Source organism: Nesterenkonia sp. PF2B19, from assembly GCF_001758425.2.
Taxonomy (GTDB): domain Bacteria; phylum Actinomycetota; class Actinomycetes; order Actinomycetales; family Micrococcaceae; genus Nesterenkonia; species Nesterenkonia aethiopica.
This window is the reverse complement of record NZ_MDSS02000096.1, coordinates 1-5809: the sequence shown is the minus strand read 5'-3', so window position 1 is coordinate 5809 and position 5809 is coordinate 1. Positions and strand designations below refer to the sequence as shown.

The 5809-nt window shown below is 70.2% G+C and carries 2 protein-coding genes and 1 pseudogene; all 3 read left to right on the top strand.

The annotated features are described in order from the left end of the window. Nucleotides 1–139, top strand: a pseudogene (locus BCY76_RS17800) (carbohydrate ABC transporter permease); the annotation flags it as partial. Between the two features lie 136 nt (nt 140–275). Then, nucleotides 276–1826: a glutamine-hydrolyzing GMP synthase gene (gene guaA / locus BCY76_RS16715; protein ID WP_085437945.1), complete on the top strand. Its 1551-nt coding sequence runs from the start codon at nt 276–278 to the stop codon at nt 1824–1826. 48 nt (nt 1827–1874) lie between these two features. Next, on the top strand, nt 1875–5809 hold a 3935-nt coding region (locus BCY76_RS16710; RefSeq protein ID WP_085437944.1), incomplete at its 3' end, for a DUF4011 domain-containing protein.

Sequence of the window (5809 nt, the reverse complement as noted above, 5' to 3'; positions counted from 1 at the left end):
ATCGGCGGAGGCGACGCAGATCGCGTCGAATGTGCGGGCGGTGACGATGTTGCTGACCACGTTGCCGATCATCTGTCTGTATCCGTTCCTGCAGAAGTATTTCGTGCGGGGGATCATGCTGGGCTCCGTCAAACAGTGAGGACGCCCGACGGTGCCCCGCGGTCAGTGCCCAGCAGGGAGTGCCCAGCAGGGGTGGGGAGTCACCGGTAGGATGGTCGGGTGACATCTGAGAGCCCCGCCCCCGCCGCCGACGCCCGGCCCACAGCGCGCAGACCGTGCTGGTGGTCGACTACGGCGCCCAGTACGCCCAGCTGATCGCCCGCCGCGTCCGTGAGGCGCGCGTCTACTCCGAGGTCGTCCCGCACACGCTCTCGGCCCAGGAGATCATCGATCGTCGCCCCTCGGCGGTCATCCTCTCCGGCGGCCCCTCCAGCGTGTACGCCGAGGGCGCCCCGGCGGTGGAGTCCGCGCTCTTCGAGGCCGGCATCCCCGTGCTCGGGATCTGCTACGGATTCCAGGCCATGGCCCACGCCCTGGGCGGGGAGGTCGCCCGCACCGGCGATCGTGAGTACGGCAAGACGGAGGTGCGCTCCACCACGGCGCCGCACTCGCTGCTGGACGGCACCGACACGGTGCAGACCACCTGGATGTCCCATTCGGACTCGGTGCAGCGTGCACCGGAGGGCTTCGAGGTCCTGGCCTGCTCCGACGGCGCCCCTGTGGCGGCCTTCGCCGACGAGGCGCGTCGGCTCTACGGCGTCCAGTGGCACCCGGAGGTCAAGCACTCCCCGCAGGGCCAGCGGGTGCTGGAGAACTTCCTCTACGACGGCGCCGGCCTGACCCCGGAGTGGACCACCGGCAACATCGTCGAGGAGCAGGTCGCGGCGATCCGCGAGCAGGTCGGCGACGCCCGGGTCATCTGTGGGCTCTCCGGCGGCGTCGACTCCGCCGTCGCCGCCGCCCTGGTCCAGAAGGCCGTCGGCGAGCAGCTGACCTGTGTGTTCATCGATCACGGACTGCTGCGTGAGGGCGAGGCCGATCAGGTGGAGCGGGACTTCGTCGCCGCCACCGGGGCGAAGCTGCATGTGGCCGACGAGCGTGACCGCTTCCTCGGCGCCCTGGCCGGGGTGACGGATCCGGAGCAGAAGCGCAAGATCATCGGCCGCGAGTTCATCCGCGCCTTCGAGGCCGCGGAGGCCGCCGTGCTGCAGGAGGCCGCCGCCGAGGGTGCTCGCGTGGAGTTCCTCGTCCAGGGCACCCTCTACCCCGACGTCGTCGAGTCCGGCGGCGGCGAGGGCGCGGCCAACATCAAATCTCACCACAATGTGGGCGGGCTGCCCGAGGACATGCAGTTCAAGCTCGTCGAGCCGCTGCGCAGCCTCTTCAAGGACGAGGTGCGTGCCGTGGGCGCCGAGCTGGGGCTGCCCGCGGAGATCGTCCAGCGCCAGCCGTTCCCGGGGCCGGGGCTGGGCATCCGCATCATCGGAGAGGTCACCGCCGAGCGTCTGGACATCCTGCGCCGCGCCGACGCCATCGCCCGTGAGGAACTCACCGCCGCGGGCCTGGACGGCGAGGTCTGGCAGATGCCCGTGGTGCTTCTCGCCGATGTTCGCTCAGTGGGCGTCCAGGGTGACGGTCGCACCTATGGGCACCCGGTCGTGCTGCGACCGGTCAGCTCCGAGGATGCGATGACCGCTGACTGGTCGCGCCTGCCCTTCGACCTGCTGGCCCGCATCTCCAACCGCATCACCAATGAGGTCCAGGAGATCAACCGGGTAACTCTCGATGTGACCTCGAAGCCCCCGGGGACTATCGAATGGGAATGATCTAGCATCACACGTCCATGTGAAGGTGATCCTGCCGGAAGGTCAGAAGTGAGCAGAGACGAGTCCACGTCTGAGGAGAGGACCCAGCTGTCCGCGGAGGAGATCGAAGCCGCGGCCGAGGCCGAGGAGTCGGCCGAGGCGTCATCCGATGACTTCCAGCCGGCTGACACCTCCGAGTTCACGCAGAGCGAGCTCGCGGAGATCCGCACCTCGCAGGCCGACGACCCGGTGACGGCCTGGGTGGAGGCGCTGCACTCCGGCACGGAGAACGACACGATGCTGCGGTTCACCCCCTCCCAGCACAATGCCGTCGACCTCACCGAGTCCAACTCCTCCGGGCTCATGCAGCTGCTGGCCGGCCGACGGACGCGGCTGTCCACTCTGCTCAACGAATCCGGCGCGTTCGCCGCCGGACGCGAGGCCGCTCGAGGCATCCGCGCCAAGGTGCGGGAGATGGCCGAGGAGCGTGGCATCGACGTCGGCTTCCTCGCCGCGGGCATCGCCTCCTGGACCGAGACCACCGACGCCGGCGCCGAGCAGTTCACCGCTCCGGTGATGCTGGTGCCGATCACGCTGAGGCCCCGCCCGGACAACGACGACTACGAGATCCAGTTCTCCGCGCCCGCCCGGCTGAATCCCGCCCTGGCTCGCCACATGGACCGCCGGCACGGCATCACGCTGGACGCGGAGGAGTTCCACGCCGCAGGCTACGCCACAGCCCGCTTCGACCCTGTCCGGACCGCTGAGCTGCTCAGCCGCCTGGTGGCCGACTCCGTGGATGCCCTGCAGGTGTGGCGACAGACCTACATCTCCACCTTCGCGGACCTCGCCGACCTGGGAAACCCGGAGGCCCTCGACCGCGAGCACCCGGTGCTGCGTGCGCTGGCGACCTCCGACCGCCTGGCCGGACCCGAGGTTCAGGCCCCTCCGGTGGACGAGCGGGACCCCCGGGAGGAGAAGCTTGTCCTCGACGCCGACCCGGATCAGCAGGCCGTGCTGGACGCCGTCGAGGCCGGAGCCTCGATGGTGGTCTCGGCCCCTCCAGGGAGCGGCCAGACCCAGACGGCGATCAACGCGGTGGCGGCTCTGGCCTGGACCGGCCGCCGCACGCTGGTGGTCGCTGAGCGCACCTCCACTCTGGAGGAGCTCCGCCGTCGTCTGAAGGACGCCCGGCTGGGGACGCTGGCGCTGCACGTGCCGGCCTCCACCACGGGCGAGGACCTGCGGGAGCAGATGGTGCGGGCCATCAAACGTGCCGAACGGGCGGAGCCCCCGCGCCTGGCCGCCCTGCATCAGCGTCTCGTGGACCGGCGGCATCAGCTGCTGGACCACGTGAAGTCCCTGCACAATGTGCGCTCCCGCTGGAACTGCTCGCCCTACCAGGCCATGCAGGCCCTGGCCGCACTGACCTCGCTGAACCCGGCGCCGTCGACCGCCGTGCGGCTGAAGCGCTCGGTGCTGGACAACACGGTGGACCGCAGCCAGGTGACGGTGAAGCTGCGTCGCGCCGCGGAGCTGGGCGCCTTCGATTCGGAGACCCGGAACAGCCCTTGGTACAACGCCCGGCTGCGGAATCGCCAGGAGACCGAGGACGCGATGGCCCTGGTGAAGGATCTCCGCGAGGAGCTCCCCAAGCTGAAGGCGCAGATGGAGGTCGCCACCGCGGTGACCGGCCTGAGGATGGGGGAGAGCTTCACCGACTGGCACGCCCAGGTGCTGCTGTTCCAGCGGGTCCAGGAGTCGCTGGGCCGGTTCAGCCATGACGTCTATGCCAAGCCGGTCGACGACCTGATCGCCGCCACCGCACCCGGCTGGTGGCGCCGCCAGCACGAGATCGAGATGAGCTCCATGGCACGCTCCCGGCTGCGTCGGGTCGCCAAGGAGTATGTCCGCCCCGGGGTGTCGATCAACGATCTGCACTCCTCGCTGATCGAGGTGCAGACCGAGCGGGAGGAGTGGTCCCGGCACGCCGTGGAGGACTCCCAGCCGAAGGTGCCCAAGAGCCTGGACCGGCTGGCCGACATCATCGGGCATGTGCAGACTCGGCTGGAGAAGCTGGTGGGCGTGCTGCGGCCGGTGGATCCTGAGGACGACGCCGACCGGGATCTGCTGGACATGCCGGCCGAGGAGATGATCTCCACGGTGGAGACTCTCGCCGAGGATGAGAAGCCCTTGGAGACGCTGCCGGAGCGCACCCTGGTCACGGAGCAGCTGCGTGAGCAGGGCTTCCGTGAGCTGATGGACGACTTCTCCGCCCGCGAGGTCCCCGCCGAGCGTGTCGCCGACGAGCTGGAGCTGGCCTGGTGGCAGTCCGCGCTGGAGGCGATGATCTCGGGCGACGACTACCTGGCCATGACCACCGGGGAGAATCTCCGCAGCATCGAGGCCGAGTTCCGGGCCGCCGACGCCGCCCATGTGGAGACCGGCGCGCAGCGGCTGACCCACGCGCTGGCGGTGCGCTGGAAGTCCGCCGTCGAATCCCACCCGGAGGCTGCAGCCCGGCTCAAGGAGCTGCTGCGCGACGGTGAGCCCACCGTGACCGGGCTGGACGCCGTCGACAGCGCGCTCACCCAGCCGCTGGTGCCGGTATGGACCAGCTCTCCGTTGGGTGTGGCCGAGCAGTTCCCGGCACAGGCCCGCTTCGACACGGTCATCCTGCTGGACGCGGAGACGCTGTCGGTGCCGGCCGCGCTGGGCCCGATCTCCCGGGCCGAGCAGGTCATCGCCTTCGGCGACCCCGTCTCCGGCACCCCGAAGCCCTTCCACGTGTCGGCGGATCCCGCGGCCCGCGAGGCGGGGCAGCAGGTGCCGACGTCGATCTTCGCGGAGCTTGCCGAGGTGCTCCCGCAGCACCGGCTGCGCCGGGTGCACCGGGGTGTGGACCAGGAGCTGACCGAGCTGCTCTCCGAAGCGCTCTACGAGGGGGATCTGGAGCGTCTGCCCGATGCCGCCCAGCTGACCGGGCAGGGCCGCCGTCTGATGGTGGAGCACCTCGGTGACGCCCTGGGCCGACCGGGGGCACGCGACTCGGTGGAGTCTCCGACCGTGGAGGTCAACCGGGTGGTGGACATGGTCTTCGACCACGTGCGCACCAGCAAGGACCGGTCGCTGGCGGTGGTCACCGGCTCCGAGTGGCATGCTCGGCGCGTGGCGGATGCGATCCGGGTGAACCTGGCCAACCACAGCTGGGCGCGGCCCTTCTTCGACTCTGACGAGGGGGAGAACTTCGTCGTCGCCCCGGTGGAACGTGCTCACCATCTGGTGCGGGACCGAGTGATCTTCTCTCTCGGCTATGGGCGCAGCATCAAGGGCGAACCGGTGCATCACTTCGGAGAGCTCTCCGAGCCGCGCGGCGAAGAGCTGTTCGCCGTGGCGACGACGCGGGCGCGCGGCGAGCTGACCGTGGTGACGTCTCTGGCGCCCGAGGACCTGGACCCTGCCCGGCTGGAGTCCGGAGCCGCTCTGATGCGGCGCCTGATCGAGCTGGGTCTGCGTGCAGAGGACAACCCCTCCGGCTCCGGTTCCCTGAAGGACCCGCTGGTGCTGGACCTGGTGGACCGGATCCGCGCTCGCGGCGGTCGTGTGGAGGACGGATTCCGCGGCACGCTGGATCTGGCGGCCTGCCCGCGGAAGATCAGCCCGCAGTCACCGGTGGTGCCTCTGGCGATGGTCTCCGACGGCACGGACACCTACGCGGCGATGAGTGTGCGTGAGCGCTCCCGGCAGCGGCCTGCGGCCTTCGAATCACTGGGCTGGCACTATCTGGTGCTGTGGACGATCGAGGTGTTCTCCGATCCGATCCGCTGCACCGAGGTCGTCGCGGAGAAGGTGGGCCTGGCCGCCGGTCCCGAGTTCGCCGAGCATGGCCGGATCGCCCTGAACACCACCGGTGCGCTGGCGGAGCGGCTGCCGCGGGACGGCGCCCGGGGCGCGGGGTTTCGCTTCGGGCGGGGGCCCGCCGACGAGGAGAAGATTCGACGGCG